General features: G+C 64.8%; 14 protein-coding genes. 10 read left to right on the top strand and 4 right to left on the bottom strand.

Going from position 1 to position 17906, the window contains the following annotated elements; translation table 11 throughout:
- Positions 1 to 94 precede the first annotated feature (94 nt).
- The 3 genes from LN047_RS11010 to LN047_RS11000 all read left to right on the top strand — a co-directional run bounded on the left by LN047_RS11010 (position 95) and on the right by LN047_RS11000 (position 2427).
- A complete protein-coding gene (locus tag LN047_RS11010) occupies positions 95 to 1114 on the top strand; it encodes a hypothetical protein (RefSeq protein WP_373981761.1) in 1020 nt (339 codons plus the stop codon).
- 199 nt (positions 1115 to 1313) lie between these two features.
- Entirely contained in the window at positions 1314 to 1508 is a 195-nt protein-coding gene (locus tag LN047_RS11005) for a putative motility protein (protein WP_056316520.1), read from the top strand.
- Positions 1509 to 1869: 361 nt separating this feature from the next.
- Positions 1870 to 2427 carry a transposase gene (locus LN047_RS11000; RefSeq protein WP_373981760.1) on the top strand — a complete coding sequence of 186 codons (558 nt, stop codon included), beginning with the start codon at positions 1870 to 1872 and terminating at the stop codon, positions 2425 to 2427.
- Positions 2428 to 2588: 161 nt separating this feature from the next.
- On the opposite strand, the gene LN047_RS10995 is transcribed toward LN047_RS11000, so the two are convergent.
- Entirely contained in the window at positions 2589 to 3092 is a 504-nt protein-coding gene (locus LN047_RS10995) for a MarR family winged helix-turn-helix transcriptional regulator (protein ID WP_152384159.1), read from the bottom strand.
- A 109-nt stretch (positions 3093 to 3201) separates the two neighbouring features.
- Here LN047_RS10995 and LN047_RS10990 point away from each other — a divergent pair, with 109 nt between their 5' ends.
- Positions 3202 to 4392: an MFS transporter gene (locus LN047_RS10990; RefSeq protein ID WP_373981759.1), complete on the top strand. Its 1191-nt coding sequence runs from the start codon at positions 3202 to 3204 to the stop codon at positions 4390 to 4392.
- 111 nt (positions 4393 to 4503) lie between these two features.
- On the opposite strand, the gene lpdA is transcribed toward LN047_RS10990, so the two are convergent.
- Genes lpdA through aceE form a run of 3 tightly spaced genes read right to left on the bottom strand, consistent with a single transcriptional unit; the run spans position 4504 to position 10725 of the window.
- Entirely contained in the window at positions 4504 to 6309 is a 1806-nt protein-coding gene (gene lpdA / locus LN047_RS10985; RefSeq protein WP_373981758.1) for a dihydrolipoyl dehydrogenase, read from the bottom strand.
- Between the two features lie 12 nt (positions 6310 to 6321).
- The gene (gene aceF, locus LN047_RS10980; RefSeq protein ID WP_373981757.1) at positions 6322 to 8004 is read right to left on the bottom strand and encodes a dihydrolipoyllysine-residue acetyltransferase; all 1683 of its coding nucleotides are present in this window, start codon (positions 8002 to 8004) and stop codon (positions 6322 to 6324) included.
- A 12-nt stretch (positions 8005 to 8016) separates the two neighbouring features.
- Entirely contained in the window at positions 8017 to 10725 is a 2709-nt protein-coding gene (aceE, locus tag LN047_RS10975) for a pyruvate dehydrogenase (acetyl-transferring), homodimeric type (RefSeq protein ID WP_056316508.1), read from the bottom strand.
- A 352-nt stretch (positions 10726 to 11077) separates the two neighbouring features.
- Here aceE and LN047_RS10970 point away from each other — a divergent pair, with 352 nt between their 5' ends.
- From LN047_RS10970 to LN047_RS10945, 6 genes are all read left to right on the top strand, one after another.
- Positions 11078 to 12832, top strand: coding sequence for a PAS domain S-box protein (locus tag LN047_RS10970; protein ID WP_056316505.1), 1755 nt, complete (start codon positions 11078 to 11080; stop codon positions 12830 to 12832).
- The gene (locus tag LN047_RS10965) at positions 12829 to 13455 is read left to right on the top strand and encodes a response regulator transcription factor (RefSeq protein ID WP_006219003.1); all 627 of its coding nucleotides are present in this window, start codon (positions 12829 to 12831) and stop codon (positions 13453 to 13455) included. The genes LN047_RS10970 and LN047_RS10965 overlap by 4 nt, the downstream gene beginning before the upstream one ends.
- Positions 13452 to 14303 carry a bifunctional methylenetetrahydrofolate dehydrogenase/methenyltetrahydrofolate cyclohydrolase FolD gene (folD, locus tag LN047_RS10960; RefSeq protein ID WP_056316504.1) on the top strand — a complete coding sequence of 284 codons (852 nt, stop codon included), beginning with the start codon at positions 13452 to 13454 and terminating at the stop codon, positions 14301 to 14303. Before LN047_RS10965 ends, folD begins: the two co-directional genes overlap by 4 nt.
- A 309-nt stretch (positions 14304 to 14612) precedes the next feature.
- Positions 14613 to 16679, top strand: a complete 2067-nt coding sequence (locus LN047_RS10955; protein WP_373981756.1) for a M3 family metallopeptidase — start codon at positions 14613 to 14615, stop codon at positions 16677 to 16679.
- 233 nt (positions 16680 to 16912) lie between these two features.
- Positions 16913 to 17527 (top strand): SCO family protein, encoded by a 615-nt coding sequence (locus tag LN047_RS10950; protein WP_373981755.1) that lies wholly within the window; start codon positions 16913 to 16915, stop codon positions 17525 to 17527.
- Between the two features lie 114 nt (positions 17528 to 17641).
- Complete coding sequence (locus LN047_RS10945; RefSeq protein WP_056316497.1) at positions 17642 to 17893, top strand: GlsB/YeaQ/YmgE family stress response membrane protein; 252 nt, start codon at positions 17642 to 17644, stop codon at positions 17891 to 17893.
- Positions 17894 to 17906 lie beyond the last annotated feature (13 nt).

Raw genomic sequence — 17906 nt, 5'->3', positions numbered from 1 at the left:
AACGTGACTTTTATCCCCCAATTCTCCCTTTGCCCCGCTTCTTCCTTACTTCATAATTGCGCTCGCACGCCTTTGTATCCATATTTTTCACCCGATGACCGCCACGCCTCCAGATCCACTCGCTACGCAGCACGACGGCACTCCGGATCCAGACGGCCAGGGGCCGGCGGACACGCGGACCCAGCGCCTGCAGGAAGAAAACCGCGCCCTGCGCGAATTGCTAGCCGCGCAGGTGCACGCGTCGCTGCCGCGGCAGGACCCGGGCTGGGTTCGGCGCCTGGGCTGGTGGCTGATCTCGGCGCCCGGCGCGGCGCTGGTCGGGTGGCGCGGCCTCTTCGGGCGCGACGATGGCGAACCCATCACGCGCCGCAGCGTGGGATGTGCGGCGGTGACCGTGATCTATACGCTGGCCATTTATGGCGCGCTGGTGCTGCTCGTCGTGTCGTGGAATTCGCCCAACACGGCAACGTCGGGCTCGACAGCCGCCAGTCCGGTGCGCGTGCCCCTGACTCCCCTGCCGACCCAGCCGCCTGAATCGGATGCGGCCAACAAGCGCGCCGCGCCGTCACCGCAGGAACGCCAAGACAACAAGGCGACTGATTCCTCGTCGGATCGGCCAGCGCCGGACGCCTCCTCTTCCGCGGCAGACCGGCCTGAGACGGACGCTGCTGCTTCCGCGTCGAATCAGGCCGCGCCGGCTTCTTCAGCGCCAGATCGTGCAGACGCGGCTCCTGCAGCGGCGGATCACGCCGACGGGACTTCTTCAGCGCCGGATCATGCCGACGGGGCTTCTTCAGCGCCGGAACGCGCCGACGGGGCTTCTTCGGCGTCGGATCATGCCGCCCCGGCGGCCGCATCCGCCGAACCGGCTCGCGCTGCGGCCTCCCCATCGACTTCCGAACACGCGCCCACCGGTCCGCAGCCTTCGCTGCGCATCACCGTCATTCCCGCGCCGGACCCGATGGCGTGGGTCGCCGCGCTGGATGGCGAACTGGAACGGTGCGCGGAACTGGGTTTCTTCGAGCGTCCCGAATGCGCATGGGCAGCGCGCAAGCAATTCTGCGAACCCAATCAAGGCTGGGGCAAAGTGAAGGAATGTCCGGCGCAACCGTAATGAGCCAAAACCGCTCATGACACGGCGCGCCCATAACCCGCAGGGATCGGACATGTCACATACCCGCCACGTACTCGCGCCACAATGCAACACGGCTCGCGATCATTGCGAAATGTTTTGCATCATTCCAACGGCGTGCCGCATAATGCGACTTGCTTCGGCCGTTGACCCGGCCTCACATCACCAGGACACCTAGACCATGGATGCTTCCGTCAACAACACCGTCAATTCCGCGCTGGCCCTGCGCGACGCGAATCTCATGATGGAAGTCCAGGCCTCGGTCACGAAAAAAGCGATCAACGCGCAAGCCGACTCGGTCGCCACGCTACTGCAGTCGCTGCCGGTGCTGGCGATTGACGGCACGCTGGGTTCGCGCATCAACACCCACGCCTGAATCAGCACCCCGCGGCAATACGCCGCGACGACTCGCACACCAGACAGCCGCCCACGGGCGGCTTTTCTATTGGGCGCGGCAGTGGATGGGTGTCTGACACCCTGGAGAGATCCGCTTCAAGTTGCACCAATGCTTCAAGGGTGTCAGACACCCGAGCGGCAGCATTCGCAGGGCCAAAATTGCTCATCATCTGATGAGGTGTCTGACACCCTGGAGAGATCCGCTTCGAATTTCACCGCCGTCTCCAGGGTGTCAGACACCGGCGCACCGCCATCAGCAGCACCAAAATTATCTCTCGCACGCGCCCCGCAGACCTGGCTATCGCTATCCTGCCTGCTATTCCATTCATTCACGTGTAGCCATGGCCAGAAGACCTCGAATTCTTATTGCGCATCAGCCTCACCATGTGGTCCAGCGCGGCCATCGGCAGCGCGCTGTGTTTGATGAGCCGGAAGACTATTGCGCTTACCTTGAGGATCTCCACGACTACCGCCAGTCCCTGGGCGTCGCGTTGTACGCGTGGTGCCTGATGCCGAACCATGTGCATCTATTGCTCGCGCCGCAGGACGACCCGCGTACGGTGTCGATGCTAATGCAACGAATCGCGCAACGTGCGACGCGACGTTGGAATGCGCGCAGGGACGTCGCCGGCTCGCTATGGGAAGCCCGATTCAAATCGCGGGTGATCGATACTGAGCAGTATCTGCTTGCATGCTGCATGTATATCGAACTGAATCCGGTACGAGCCGGCCTGACCGCATCCGCCTCGGAATACCGATGGTCGAGTTATCAGGCCCGGATGGGAATCGTCAGCGACAAACAACTGGATTTGCATGACCTGTATGTAGCGATGGGACCGGACCCACAAGCAAGGCGCAAAGAATATGAAAAATGGTGCTTGAGCCAGACCGGTGTCTGACACCCATGGGACGTCGGCTCAAATTGCGACGGCGCTTCCAGGGTGTCAGACACCTGCGAAATATGTGGAGCACGAAACTCCGTTGCATGAAGACCGGTGCCAGACACTTGCGCCATTGGTGCGGCAGTCGCCGCTGGCAACGCAATACCGGGTTCGCCGCTTCAATCCCCCGGCTTGCGCCCTAACCCCACAAGCAGCTTCGCCAGTAACCCATCCAGCTGCGCCTGCTCCTTCTGCGTCAACGACGCCAGTGCCTGCTGCTCATTCGCCACGTGCAGCGGCAGCAGTTTGTCGATGAGCGCCAGACCGGCCGGGGTAAGCCGCACGAGCGTGCTGCGCCGGTCGTTGGGTGATGGCACGCGTTCGATGAGGCCCTTGCGCTCCAGGCGGTCCAGGCGGCTGGTCATGGCGCCTGACGACAGCATCAGGCCTTCATGCAGGTCGGTGGGCGTCATGGCGTAGGGGCTGCCCGACCGCCGCAGCGTGGCGATGACGTCGAATTCGCCTTGATGCAGTTCGAATTGCGCGGCCAGGGGCAGGAACCAGTTGCGCTCCAGCAGATGCGTGGCTTGCAGCAGACGCCCCACCAGCGCCATCACGTTGGCGTCAATGTCGGGCCGCTCGCGCTGCCATTCTTCCTGCGCGCGCCTTGCACGGTCATTCATGGTTGTCTCGGCGTAAAGCTATTTGCGTTGGCAGCAATGATATCCCGTTGCTGAACGTACCATGTCGTCTATATACTTCGACATCAAATAACTTTATGTCGAGATATCCATGACGCGCGTAAGGTTACGCCCCTTGTTTGCCATCGTCGCCATCGTGGCCGTGGCGCTGAACCTGCGGCCCGCCCTGGCCGCCATCGGGCCGTTGCTGGACATGATCCAGACGGCCACCGGCGCAACCAATACGCAGGCCAGCCTGTTGACCACCTTGCCCGTGTTCGTCATGGGCGTCTGCGCGCTGGCGGGTGCACGCATTTCGGGGTGGTTGAATGAGCGGATCGGGATCGCGCTGGGCGTAGCGCTGGTGGCCGTTGCTTGCGCGGCGCGCTTCGTCGGGACGCAGACCTACGGGCTGCTGCTGACGGCGGTGCTGGCGGGGGTCGGCATTGCGCTGGTGCAGACCTTGCTGCCTGCCTTCATCAAGCGCAATTTCGCGCATGACATGGGACGCGTGTTTGGCTTGTACACCACCGGCATCATGGCGGGCGCGGCCGTGGCGGCGGCCAGCGCTGCGGGACTTGCAGGCAGCTTCGGGTGGCCCGCCGCATTGGCCTTCTGGAGCGTACCCGCCCTGCTCGCACTGCCGCTGTGGCTCAAGGCCGCGCAAGGTCGAGCCGACGCGACATCGCCCCTTCATCGCCCGGCTCGCGTGGCGCCGCGAAGCTTCTGGCGCAATCTGCGGGCGTGGGAGCTGATGCTGTTCTTTGGCATCGGCACCGGGGCCTACACGCTGGTGCTGGCGTGGCTGCCGCCGTTCTATACCAGTCTCGGCTGGGAACCTTCCGCCGCGGGCTTTCTGTTGGGCGGCCTGACGCTGGCCGAAGTGATGGCGGGTCTGGCCGTGTCGGCATGGATCGGCAGGTTTGCGGATCGCCGCAAGCCGCTGGCCGCCGTGTTGACCCTTCTGATCTGCGGATTGATATGCCTGATCCTGGCCCCCCTCAAGCTGGCGCTGCTGGCGTGCCTGCTCCTGGGCATCGGCATCGGCGCGCTCTTTCCGTTGTCGCTGATCGTGGCGATGGACCACCTGGACGATCCCGCGCAAGCGGGAATGCTGGCCGCTTTCGTGCAAGGCGGAGGCTACTTGATTGCAAGCTTCATGCCGTTGCTGGCGGGCGTCCTGCGCGATCGGTTTGCAAGTTTGACCGAGGCATGGATCGTGATGCTGGCCGGCGCGGTCGTGCTGCTGGCGCTGGCCCTGCGGTTTTCGCCCGCCTCGTATCGGCGAATCGACGCCGGATAAACAACGCACGCATCCACAACGCACACATCCACCACGCACACACGAAAAAAAGCGCCGCCCCCTCAAAAAGGGGCGGCGCTTTTTGTTGCGACCGCGGCAAGCCGCGGCGCGTTACTTCTTTTTCATCGGCGGCAGATCGGTGCAGACGCCTTCGGCGACTTCCGCGGCCATGCCCACCGATTCGCCCAGGGTCGGGTGCGGGTGGATGGTCTTGGCGATGTCGACGACGTCGGCGCCCATTTCCACGGCCAGGGCCAGTTCGCTGATCAGGTCACCCGCGTGGGTGCCGACGATGCTGCCGCCCAGGATGCGATGCGTCTCGGCGTCGAAGATGAGCTTGGTGAAGCCCTCGTCGCGGCCGTTGGCGATGGCGCGGCCGGAGGCGGCCCACGGGAACACGCCCTTCTCGATCTTGATGCCCTGCTTCTTGGCTTCGTCTTCGGTCAGGCCGACCCACGCCACTTCCGGATCGGTGTAGGCCACCGACGGGATGACGCGCGCGTCGAAGAAGGACTTCTGGCCGGCGGCGGCTTCGGCGGCGACGTGGCCTTCATGCACGGCCTTGTGGGCGAGCATGGGTTGGCCGACGATGTCGCCGATGGCGAAGATGTGCGGCACGTTGGTGCGCATCTGGCGATCGACCTCGATGAACCCGCGGTCGGTCACGGCGATGCCCGCCTTGTCGGCGCCGATCTTCTTGCCGTTGGGGCTGCGGCCCACGGCCTGGAGCACCAGGTCGTAGCGCTGCGGCTCCTTGGGCGCGCCCTCGCCTTCGAAGGTGACGTAGATGCCGTCCTTCTTGGCCTCGGCGCCCACCGTCTTGGTCTTCAACATGATGTTGTCGAAGCGGTAGGCGTTCTTCTTCTGCCACACCTTGACCAGGTCGCGGTCGGCGCCCTGCATCAGGCCGTCCAGCATTTCCACGACATCCAGGCGCGCGCCCAGCGTGGAGTACACCGTGCCCATTTCCAGGCCGATGATGCCGCCGCCGATGATGAGCATCTTCTTGGGCACTTCACGCAGCAGCAAGGCGCCGGTGGAATCGACGATGCGCTCGTCCTGGGGCAGGAACGGCAGCTTCACCGACTGGCTGCCGGCGGCGATGATGGCCTGCTTGAAGCGCAAGGTCTGCGACTTGCCGTCGGCGCCCTTGACCGTCAGGTGGTTGGCGTCGGCGAACTCGCCCACGCCCGTCACCACGGTGACCTTGCGCGCCTTGGCCATGCCGGCCAGGCCGCCGGTCAGCTTGGCGACCACGCTGTCCTTGTAGCCGCGCAGCTTGTCCAGGTCGATCTTGGGCTCGCCGAAGCTGATGCCGTGGGCAGCCAGTTCGCGCGCTTCGTCGATGATGGCGGCGTTGTGCAGCAGCGCCTTGGACGGGATGCAGCCCACGTTCAGGCAGACGCCGCCCAGCGTGCTGTAGCGTTCGACCAGGACCACGGACAGACCCAGGTCGGCAGCGCGGAAGGCGGCGGAATAGCCGCCGGGGCCCGCGCCCAGCACCAGCATGTCGTATTCGCCGTCGGCCGAACCGCTGTAGGTGGCGGCGGCGGGCGCTGCAGCCTTGGCGGCAGGCGCGTCGGCCTTGGGGGCTTCCGGCTTGGAAGCGTCCTTGGCGGCCGGCTTGGATTCGGCCTTGGGAGCCTCTTCCTTGGCGGCGCCAGCGTCAGCACCCGAGGCCGCTTCCACTTCCAGCACGACCGCGCCTTCGGCGACCTTGTCGCCGACCTTGACGGCGATGGACTTGACCACGCCGCCTTGCGACGCCGGGATTTCCATCGAGGCCTTGTCGGACTCGACCGTGATCAGGCTCTGTTCCGCCTTGATCGTGTCGCCCACGGCCACCAGCACCTCGATGACTTCCACTTCCTTGAAGTCGCCGATGTCCGGCACTTTGATTTGAACGGTATTGCTCATAGGGCTCCCCGTTTACAGCGCGATGCGGCGGAAGTCGGCCAGCAACGCACCCAGATAGGCGTTGAAGCGCGCGGCCGAGGCGCCGTCGATGACGCGGTGGTCGTAGGACAGCGACAGCGGCACCATCAGGCGCGGCACGAACTGCTTGCCGTCCCAGACGGGCTTGTGCGAAGAACGCGACACGCCCAGGATCGCCACTTCCGGCGCGTTGATGATGGGCGTGAACGAGGTGCCGCCGATGCCGCCGAGCGACGAGATCGAGAAGCAGCCGCCCTGCATTTCGGCGGGCGAAATCTTGCCGTCGCGCGCCTTCTTGGACAGGTCGGTCATTTCCTGGGCGATCTGCAGGATGCCCTTCTTGTCGGCATCGCGGATCACCGGCACCACCAGCCCGTTGGGCGTGTCGGCCGCAAAACCGATGTGGTAGTACTGCTTGAGCACCAGGTTGTCGCCGTCCAGCGAGGCGTTGAACTCGGGGAATTTCTTCAGGGCCGCAACCACGGCCTTGATCAGGAAGGCCAGCATCGTGACCTTGATGCCCGACTTCTCGTTTTCCTTGTTCAGCGTGACGCGCAGCGCTTCCAGGTCGGTGATGTCCGCTTCGTCGTTGTTGGTGACGTGCGGGATCATGACCCAGTTGCGGTGCAGGTTTGCGCCCGAGATCTTCTTGATGCGCGACAGCGGCTTGGCTTCGATCGGGCCGAACTTGGTGAAGTCGACCTTCGGCCACGGCAAGAGGCCCAGCGCGGCGCCATCGGCGGAACCGCCGGCAGCGGCGGCCGCCGGGGCAGCCGACAGGGCCTGCTTGACGAAACCGCGCACGTCGTCGGCGGTGATGCGTTCCTTGGGACCGGTGCCCTTGACCTTTGAGAGGTTCACGCCCAGTTCGCGCGCGAACTTGCGCACGGACGGCGAGGCGTGCGGCAGCTGGCCGGGCTTGAGGTTGGCGTCTTCCAGGGCGGCAGCCGGGGCCGGGCGCGCGGCCGGGGCGGACGAGGCGGCGGCCTCGGGCTTGGCCTCGGCCTTCGCTTCCGACTTGGCGGCCGGGGCCGCGGCTTCGGACTTGGCGGCCGGCGCGGCAGCGGCTTGCGCACCGCCTTCCACCACCACCACGACCGAACCCTTGGCGACCTTGTCGCCCACCTTGACCTTCACTTCCTTGACCACGCCGCCTTGCGACGCCGGGATCTCCATCGAGGCCTTGTCGGACTCGACGGTGATCAGGCTTTGCTCGGCCTTGATGGTGTCGCCGACCGCGACCATGACTTCGATGACTTCGACTTCCTTGAAGTCGCCAATGTCCGGCACTTCGATCTCGACCGGGCCGCTGGCGGCAGCGGGGGCCGAGGCCTCGGCCTTGGGCGCGGCGGCGGCCGCCTGCTTGGGTTCTTCCTTGGCAGCCGGCTTGGACTCGGCCTTGGCGGCCTCTTCCTTGGCGGCGCCAGCGTCCGACTCGGCGGCTTCCACTTCCAGCACGACCGCGCCTTCGGCGACCTTGTCGCCGACCTTCACGGAAATGGACTTCACCACGCCGCCCTGCGACGCGGGGATCTCCATCGAGGCCTTGTCGGATTCGACCGTGATCAGGCTTTGTTCCGCCTTGATCGTGTCGCCCACGGCAACCAGCACTTCAATGACTTCCACTTCCTTGAAGTCGCCGATGTCGGGAACCTTGATTTGCACGATGTTGCTCATGTCTCTTTACCCTCAGGCGTATTGCGGGTTGGCTTTGTTCGGATTGATGCCGTACTTCTTGATGGCTTCGGCCACCTTGGCGACCGGCACCTTGCCTTCGTCGGCCAGCGCGCGCAGGGCGGCCACGACGACGAAGTGGCGATCCACCTCGAAGTGCTCGCGCAGCTTGGCGCGGAAATCCGAGCGGCCGAAACCATCGGTGCCCAGCACCTTGTATTCGCGGCCCTTGGGCACGAACGGACGGATCTGGTCCGCAAAGAGCTTCATGTAGTCGGTCGACGCGATGATCGGGCCTTCCGTCTTGGCCAGCTGTTCCGTGACGTAAGCGACCTGCGGCTTCTTCTCGTCGGGGTGCAGCATGTTGTGGCGTTCGGCGTCCAGACCGTTGCGGCGCAGCTCGGTGAAACTGGTGACGCTCCAGAGGTCCGAGGCGACGTCCCAATCGGCGGCCAGGAGTTCCTGCGCGGCCATGACTTCGCGCAGGATCGTGCCCGAACCCATGAGCTGCACGCGATTCTTGCCCTTGCCGTGCGACTTGAGCTTGTACATGCCCTTGATGATGCCTTCCTCGTCGCCCTTGGTCAGACCGGGCTGCGGGTAGTTTTCGTTCATCACCGTCAGGTAGTAGTAGACGTTTTCCTGGTCTTCCACCATGCGCTTCAAGCCATGCTGAATGATCACGGCCAGCTCGTGGCCGAACGTCGGGTCGTACGAGACGCAGTTCGGGATGGTCGAGGCCAGGATGTGGCTGTGGCCGTCTTCGTGCTGCAGGCCTTCGCCGTTCAGCGTCGTGCGGCCGGCGGTGCCGCCCAGGAGGAAGCCGCGCGCCTGCATGTCGCCAGCGGCCCAGGCCAGATCGCCGATGCGCTGGAACCCGAACATCGAGTAGTAGATGAAGAACGGGATCATGATGCGGTTGTTCGAGGAGTACGACGTGGCCGCCGCAATCCACGAGCTCATCGCGCCCGCTTCGTTGATGCCTTCCTGCAGGAGCTGGCCGTCGGCCGATTCCTTGTAGTACATGACCTGGTCCTTGTCGACCGGGGTGTACTTCTGGCCTTCCGGCGCGTAGATGCCGATCTGGCGGAACAGGCCTTCCATGCCGAAGGTGCGCGATTCGTCGGCCAGGATCGGCACGACGCGCGGGCCCAGTTCCTTGTCGCGCAGGACCTGGTTCAGGATGCGCACGAAGGCCTGGGTGGTCGAGATTTCACGGCCTTCCGCGGTGGGCTCCAGCACGGCCTTGAACGCGTCCAGCGCGGGGGCCTTGAGCTGTTCGTCGGCCTTGGCGCGGCGGCGCGGCAGGTAGCCGCCCAGCGCGGCGCGGCGCTCGTGCAGGTACTTCATTTCGGGCGAGTCTTCGGCCGGCTTGAAGTACGGCAGATCGGCCAGCTTGTCGTCCGGGATGGGGATGCCGAAGCGGTCGCGGAATTCGCGGATGGAATCCAGCTCCAGCTTCTTTTGCTGGTGGGTCGGGTTCTTGGCCTGGCCGACGTGGCCCATGCCGTAGCCCTTGATGGTCTTGGCCAGGATGACGGTGGGCTGGCCGGTGTGGTCGCTGGCCGACTTGAAGGCCGCGTACACCTTGTGGGGATCATGGCCGCCACGGTTCAGGCGCCAGATGTCCTCGTCGCTCATGCGCGACACGGCTTCCAGCAGCTTGGGGTGCTTGCCAAAGAAGTGTTCGCGCACGAACTTGCCGTCGTTGGCCTTGTACGCCTGGTACTCGCCGTCAACGGTTTCTTCCATGATCTGGCGCAGGATGCCTTCCTTGTCGTGCGCAAGCAGCGGATCCCAGTAGCCGCCCCAGATCAGCTTGATGACGTTCCAGCCCGAACCGCGGAAGTCGCCTTCCAGTTCCTGGATGATCTTGCCGTTGCCGCGCACCGGGCCGTCCAGGCGCTGCAGGTTGCAGTTGATGACGAAGATCAGGTTGTCGAGCTTTTCGCGGGCCGCCAGGGCGATGGCGCCCAGCGATTCGGGTTCGTCCATTTCGCCATCGCCGCAGAACACCCAGACCTTACGGTTGCTGGTGTCGGCAATGCCGCGGGCGTGCAGGTACTTCAGGAAACGGGCCTGGTAGATGGCCATCAGCGGGCCAAGGCCCATCGACACCGTCGGGAACTGCCAGAAGTCCGGCATCAGCTTCGGATGCGGGTACGAGGACAGGCCCTTGCCGTCCACTTCCTGGCGGAAATGGTTCAGTTGGTCTTCGGTCAGGCGGCCTTCGAGGTAGGCGCGGCCATACATGCCGGGCGAGGTGTGGCCCTGGAAGTAGACCAGGTCGCCGCCGTGGCCTTCGTCTTCAGCATGCCAGAAGTGGTTCTGGCCGCAGCCGATCATGGTGGCCAGCGAGGCGAACGACGCGATGTGGCCGCCCAGGTCGCCGCCATCGGGCGGGTTGTGCTTGTTGGCCTTGACCACCATGGCCATGGCGTTCCAGCGCACGTACGAACGGATGCGCGATTCCAGCTCCAGGTTGCCCGGGTGCGCCGGCTCCAGGCCGGGGGGAATCGTGTTGACGTAAGCGGTATTGGGGGAGAACGGAATGTGAGCGCCGGAGCGACGGGCTTCGTCGATCAGGCGTTCCAGCAGGTAATGGGCGCGCTGCGGTCCTTCGCGATCAAGGACGGCTGCCAGGGCTTCGAGCCACTCCTGGGTTTCAAGGGTGTCTTCGTCGTTGGCGGCCTGCACGGCGCCAGCCTGGGCGTTAGAGGACATCGTGTGTCTCCTGTTGGGGTTCGTTCGTGACCACAAACCGCTTATTGATCTGCTCGCGGACATTGCATGGTAGCCGGGATCATCCGGGCTACCATGTGATGAATGGGGTCGGGGCGTTCTAAGGACCTGCCAGGGGCGGTTTCCCTGTCAGGCGGCATTCTAAGAAAGAAGATTAACCGGTCGCAAGGAAAATTTCATGTTGCGGTACGGCATTTCATAATGCGGAAAATTGAATAGAACCTGAATTGCTGAACACCCTCGTTTTTATGGGCTAGGACGAATGGTGGACTTGATTCCCGGCAATTCCGTTCCAACACGCACTAAAATGCGCGGTCTACCGGCCCCGAATTCCATGTCCAGCGCGCCCAAGTCCAACATACCTACGCCTTTCCACGATCACGCCCGCACCCGGCGGCGCGGGGTGTACTGGGTCACGCCCGCCATGGTGCTGATCCTCTATATCTGTGTGATGGGCGTGTTCTTCTGGTTGCAGCGCATCCATGACGACAGCGTCATGTTTGTCACCATTGACCAGGAACTACGCCAGCAACGCCTGATCTGGGTCGTGCTGGCGCTGTCGTGCGTCATCGTCATCAGCCTTTTGATGCTGTGGCGATATACCCGCTTCCGGTCCACCGCCGAAGCCGCCCTCATTGCCGAGACCGGGTTCCGGCGCGCCATGGAAAACTCCATGTCCACGGGCATGCGCGTGCTCGACATGGAGGGTCGCATCGCCTATGTGAACCCGGCCTTCTGCCGGATGATCGGCTGGAACGAGGCCGACCTGATCGGCCGCAGCCCGCCCTTCCCCTATTGGGTGCCGGGCCGCCACGAACAGCACCAGCACACGCTGGACGTGCTGATGTCGGGCAAGACGCCCAGCAGCGGCCTGGAGGTCGAGGCCCAGCGGCGCGACGGATCGCGCTTTACGGCGCGCATGTACGTATCGCCGCTCCTGGACCCCAACGGCAACCAGATCGGCTGGATGACGTCCATGACGGACATCACCGAGCCCAAGCGCATCCGCGAGGCCCTGACCGCCGCCCACGAACGTTTCATGACCGTGCTGGAAGGCCTGGACGACGCCATCTCGGTCACCGCCGACACGCATGACGGGCTGGAGCTGCTGTTCGCCAACCGCACCTATCGCCGCGTGTTCGGCGCGCAGACGGGCGGTCACGACGAGCTGCTGGCCGGCCGCCGCGGCCGCTTTACCGACGAATCGGTCGAAGTCTTCGCGCCGTCCGTGCAGCGCTGGTTCGAGGTCCACCACCGAATGCTGGCCTGGACCGACGGACGCCGCGTGCGCATGCAGGTGGCGCGCGACATCACCGAGCGCCGCGGCCACGAGGAAGCGTCGCGCGTGCAGCAGGAAAAGATCCAGCTCACCAGCCGCCTGACCACCATGGGCGAAATGGCCTCGTCGCTGGCGCACGAACTGAACCAGCCGCTGACGGCCATTGCCAACTACAGCATGGGCGCGGTGGCCCTGGTCAAGGCCGGCCACACCAGTCCCAACATGCTGCTGCCCGCGCTGGAAAAAGCCGCCTCGCAGGCCGAGCGCGCCGGCAAGATCATCAGCCGCATCCGCGAATTCGTGAAGCGCAGCGAGCCGCGCCGCCAGCGCGTGGCGATCGGCCGCATTGTCGACAACGCCATCGGTTTTGCCGAGATCGACGCCCGCAAGCGCCGGATCCGCATCGACAGCTTCGTGCCGTCCAACGCGCCCGACGTCCTGGCCGACCCCATCCTTATTGAACAGGTACTGCTGAACCTGCTCAAGAACGGGCTGGAAGCCATGGAAAAGAGCGAGTCCGACGAGCTTAAGGTTGCCGTAATTCTCCACGACCAGCATATCGAGGTGGCCGTGGTGGACCGCGGCCACGGCTTGGCCGAACCCGAGCGCCTGTTCGAACCGTTCTTCAGCACCAAGTCCCAGGGCCTGGGCATGGGGCTGAATATCTGCCGTACCATTATCGAATCGCATCACGGCCGCCTATGGGCTGACCCCAACCCGGCCGGCGGTACTATCTTCCGCTTCACCCTGCCCTGCGCTGCGACCCAGACGCAGGCCCAGAACGATCAGTCCGAGGAGTTGCACGCATGAACACGCCCCACCTGTCGAGCACGGTATTCATTGTCGACGACGACGAAGCGGTCCGCGATTCGCTGCGTTGGCTGCTTGAAGCCAATGGATACCGCGTTCGCGCCTACGCCAGCGGCGAATCGTTCCTGGAAGACTACGACGCCAGCCAGATCGGCGTGCTGATCGCCGACGTGCGGATGCCCGGCATGAGCGGCCTGGAACTTCAGGAACAGCTGATCGCGCGCAATGCCCCGCTGCCCATCGTGTTCATCACCGGCCACGGCGACGTGCCCATGGCGGTGTCCACCATGAAGAAGGGCGCCGTCGACTTCCTGGAAAAACCGTTCAACGAATCCGACCTGCGCGAGATCGTGGCGCGCATGCTGGAGCAGGCCACGCAGCGCGTGAGCAAGCACCAGGCTCAGAAGGACCACGAAGCCATGCTGGCGCGCCTGACCGCGCGCGAGCAACAGGTGCTGGAGCGCATCGTTGCGGGCCGCTTGAACAAGCAGATCGCCGACGACCTGGGCATCAGCATCAAGACCGTCGAGGCGCACCGCGCCAACATCATGGAAAAACTTGAAGTGACCACCGTTGCAGATTTGATGAAAGTGGCTCTGGCCAAACCCGAGGCACACGCATGACCGCAAGGATTATTGACGGCGCCGCGCTCTCGCAGCGCATTCGCGAAGAAGTCGCCGAGCGTGTCTCGGCCCTGGCCGCCAAGGGCACCCGCCCCGGCCTGGCCGTTGTGCTTGTCGGCGCGGATCCCGCGTCGCAGGTGTATGTGCGCAACAAGGTCGCGGCCTGCGAAAAGGCCGGACTGCATTCCGTGAAAGAGCAATACCCGGCCGAGATGACCGAGGCCGAACTGCTCGCCCGCATCCAGGTCCTAAACCAGGATCCCAGCATCCACGGCATCCTGGTGCAGCTGCCCCTGCCCAAGCACATGGACGCCCACAAGGTCATCGAGGCCATCGCGGCCGAAAAGGACGTGGACGGCTTCCATATCAGCAACGCGGGCCTGCTCATGACCGGCCAGCCGCTGTTCCGTCCCTGCACGCCATATGGCGTGATGAAGATGCTGGAATCGGAAGGCGTGAACCTGCGCGGTGCCGAGGCCGTCATCGTGGGCGCCAGCAACATCGTGGGCAAGCCGATGGCCATGCTGCTGCTGCAGGCCGGCGCCACCATCACGATCTGTAACTCCAAGACGCGCGACCTGGCGGCCCAGACCCGCCGCGCCGACGTGCTGGTCGTGGCCACCGGCAAGCCGGGCATGATCGACGGCTCGATGATCAAGCCGGGCGCCGTCGTCATCGACGTAGGCATCAACCGCGGCGCCGACGGCAAGCTGTGCGGCGACGTGGACTTCGCGTCCGCCAAGGAAGTGGCCGGCGCCATCACGCCGGTCCCCGGCGGCGTCGGCCCCATGACCATCGCCATGCTGCTGGTCAACACGGTCGAAGCGGCGGAACGCGCTGCGGGCTGACTGCATAGACCTCGGTGTCTGACACCCGTGTGAGAGGCGCTTCAGCTTGAACGGGCGCCTCAAGGGTGTCAGACACCTGCCGCAAATGGGTGCCTGGCGCCCCGCATGAAACCCGGTGTCTGACACCCGTGTGAGACGCGCTTCAGCTTGAGCGGGCCTCTCAAGGGTGTCAGACACCTGCCGCAACTTTGGGGGCAGACACCCTCCCCGTCCGCCGGCGGGCCTTGCGTTCGGGACGATCGCCCTCACCTGATCCTTATCGCCGGCGCGCCGCGCGCGTCGTCCGCCACTCAATAAGCCGGTAACACCATGACTCAGAACCCCCTGCTCGCTCCCGTGTCCGAACTGGTCGATTACGCGGCCGTCAAACCCGCGCATATCGTGCCTGCCGTCGAGGAGCTGCTGGGCATCGCCCGCAAGGCCGTCGACCAGGCTGCCGATCCCGCGCTCGCGCCCACCTGGGAGGCCGTGGTCGAGCCCTTGGACACCGCGTCCGAGCGCCTGTGGCGCGCCTGGTCGGTGGCCGGCCATCTGAATGCGGTCGTCAATACGCCGGAGCTGCGCGAGGCCTATAACGCCGCGCTGCCGCTGGTCACCGAGTTTTCGACCTGGGTGGGCCTGCACGAAGGCCTGTACAAGCAATATCAGCGGCTGGCCGCCGCGCCCGACTTCGCGTCCTGGACGCCGGTGCGCCGCCGCATCGTGGAAATGGCCCTGCGTGATTTCCGCCTGAGCGGGGTCGAACTGCAAGGCGCGGACCGTGAACGCTATGCCCAGATCTCCGATCGCGAGGCGCAGGCCTCGCAGAAGTTCTCGGAAAACGTGCTCGATTCCATCGACGCGTGGTCGCTGATCGTGGAAGACGAAAGCCGCCTGGCCGGCATTCCGGCGGACGTGATCGCCGCCGCGCGCGCCGCCGCCCACGAAGACGGCAAGGCCGGCTGGAAGCTCACGCTGAAAATGCCCAGCTACCTGCCCGTCATGCAGTACGCCAAGGATCGCTCGCTGCGTGAGGCGCTGTACCGCGGCTACGGCACGGTGGCGTCCGAGCAGGGCGACGCCAAGTTCGACAACTCGCCGCTGATCGAAGAACTGCTGGCGCTGCGCGCCGAAGAATCGGGCCTGCTGGGCCTGGGCACGTTTGCCGCGCTGCGCTTGCAGACGCGCATGGCCCGCGACGCCAAGGAAGTGACCGCGTTCCTGCGCGACCTGGCCGCGCGCGCCAAGCCTTTTGCGCAGCGTGACCTGGCCGAACTCACGGCTTACGCCACCGGCGAACTGGGCCTGGACAGCCTGCAGCCGTGGGACGTGGCTTACGCCTCGGAACGCCTGCGCGAATCGCGCTATGCGTACTCCGAAGACGAGGTCAAACAGTACTTCACCGAGCCGCGCGTACTGGCCGGCCTGTTCGACGTGATCCAGACCCTGTTCGGCGTGCGCCTGACCGAAACGCCCGTGTCGTCGTGGCACGGGGACGTGCGCGGCGTGCGCGTCGAAAGCCCCGAAGGCGCGCTGATCGGCCATCTGTATCTGGACCTGTACGCCCGCGCCGGCAAGCAGAATGGCGCCTGGGTCGACAGCGAGCGTACGCGCCGCGTCGTGGCCGGCACGGTGCAGACGCCCATTGCCTACCTGACGTGCAATTTCTCGCGCCCCAACGGCGATCGTCCCGCCGTGCTGACGCACGACGACGTCATCACCCTCTTCCATGAAACCGGCCACGCGCTGCACGCGCTGTTGTCCGAAGTCGACGAGCCCGGCGCCGCGGCGTTCGCCAGCGTCGAATGGGACGCCATCGAGCTGCCTTCGCAGTTCATGGAGAACTTCTGCTGGGAATGGGCCGTGGTGCAGAAGCTGTCGGCGCATGTGGACACCGGCGAACCCCTGCCGAGCGCGCTCTACGACCGCCTGGTCGCCGCCCGCAACTACCAGAGCGGCATGCAGACGGTGCGCCAGATCGAATTTGCGCTCTTCGACATGCTGATGCACGACCGCAGCAAGGGCGCGTCGATTTCCGAGGTGCTGGCGTTGCTGCAGGAAGTGCGCCAGGAAGTGGCGGTGCTGTTCCCGCCGCAATGGCATCGCCTGCCGCACGCCTTCTCGCACCTGTTCGCGGGCGGTTACGGCGCGGGCTATTACAGCTACAAGTGGGCCGAAGTGCTGTCGGCGGACGCGTACGAGGCCTTCGAGGAAGCGGCTGCCAAACAGGCGGGCAATGCGCTGGGCACGCTGGATCCAGAAACCGGCGCGCGCTTTCGCCGCGAAGTGCTGGCCGTGGGCGGCTCGCGCCCGGCGGCCGATTCGTTTGCCGCGTTCCGCGGCCGCGCGCCGCGTATCGATGCGTTGCTGCGCCATAGCGGAATGACGGTCAGTTGATGACGGTGTCTGACACCCCTGATGCACCGCCGCACCTCGCGGCGGCCTTCATCGGGTGTCTGACACCTTGAGCGCCTGCAGCACATTTCGCCTCTCCGGAAGATGGCCGCCATCGAGCGGGCCATTTTTTTGATTTCAGCCTGCGCCGGCACAAGGCATTGCGGCCGCGCAAACTCTCCACGGATCCAGCAGGTAGAATCCGAAAGGTTTACCCCCTTCCGGCTACTGGACCCATGCGACACTCGATTACCGGCCGCTTCTTTGGCGGACTGCTGATGGCTTTGTGTGTGTTTCTTGCCGCCTGCGGCGACAGGAACGTGGACTGGACGCTTTACAACGTCAAGGGGCACCTGCCGGACCTGAAGTTCTCGCTACCGGGCGCGGGCGGCAAGACGGTCAGCAGCGACGACCTGAAGGGCAAGACGGTGCTGCTCTTTTTTGGGTATGCCAGCTGCCCGGACATCTGCCCCACCACCATGGCGCAGTTGACCGCGGTGTTGCAAAACCTGGGCGACAAGGCCAAGGACGTGCGGATTCTCTTTGTCAGCGTGGACCCGCACCGCGACACGCCAGACATCCTGCAGGCCTACGTCAATGCCTTCAACAACAACGCCATCGGCGTGACGGGCAACGAAAGGCAGATCGCGGACCTGGCGCGCCGCTATCGCGTGGCCTACCAGATCGAAAAGCCCCGTCCGGGCGACGACGCCGACATGTACGAAGTGACGCACAGCCGCGGCGTGTACATTTTCGACAAGGACGGAAAGGCGCGCCTGCTGGCATCTGACACCGACAGCATCGAGGCGCTGACCAAGGACGTGCGCCAGCTCATCGACTTGACCTCCTGACCCGACGGGCGGGGTCCGCACACCAGTTGTTACAACGGTGGCGCGCGGGGCGCGGGTATCCGTGGGTATCATCAGTCCACATTGCCCCCTTTTCCCCTAGTAAGGAGTACGCGCATGAGCATCATCATCATGATCATCGTCGGGTTCATCGTGGGCCTGATCGCCCGCGCCATCATGCCCGGGGACCAGAACATGGGGATCATCATGACCACCATTCTGGGCATCATCGGCGCGGTCGTGGCCGGCTTCCTGGGCCAATCGCTGGGCTGGTACGCCCCCGGCGAACCCGCGGGATGGATCGGATCCGTCGTCGGCGCGATCATCGTGCTGTTCGTGGTGGGCCTGATCGCCAGAAAGCGCACCTGACGTCCGCGCGTCC

Source organism: Achromobacter sp. JD417 (assembly GCF_041879325.1).
Lineage (GTDB): Bacteria > Pseudomonadota > Gammaproteobacteria > Burkholderiales > Burkholderiaceae_B > Achromobacter > Achromobacter mucicolens.
Note: the sequence above shows the minus strand (reverse complement) of the source record. Positions and strands in the feature narration are given on the sequence as shown.